Origin of the sequence: Paraburkholderia sp. SIMBA_053 (assembly GCF_046534895.1) — a bacterium.
Lineage (GTDB): Bacteria > Pseudomonadota > Gammaproteobacteria > Burkholderiales > Burkholderiaceae > Paraburkholderia > Paraburkholderia caledonica.
On record NZ_JAWRXU010001548.1, the window covers coordinates 1 to 241 of the forward strand.

Annotated in this window: 1 protein-coding gene; it reads right to left on the reverse strand. The window is 73.4% G+C overall.

Annotated elements, in window-relative coordinates:
• Positions 1–110: 110 nt before the first annotated feature.
• Positions 111–236 (reverse strand): MliC family protein, encoded by a 126-nt coding sequence (locus SB753_RS40760; protein ID WP_410805637.1) that lies wholly within the window; start codon positions 234–236, stop codon positions 111–113.
• Positions 237–241 lie beyond the last annotated feature (5 nt).

Here is a 241-nt window from a genome sequence, read left to right on the forward strand (position 1 = left end):
CGGGGGGGGGACGGATATCACAGTTTCGGCCCGGCGCCGCGAATCTTGAGGCGCCGGTGCCGGGATCGTGACGACCGTCGAAACCGCCGGTCCGCTCGCCCCGGGAGGCTTCAGCGGCCGGGGCTGCGCACGCAGTGCTGCGGCTTGCCGCCCGCCAGGGCCAGCGTGGCCTCGCCCTGGTGTTCCCAGAACTCGTTGCCGGCCGCATCGGCATAGCGCGAGCCCGAAGCGGACACGGCCT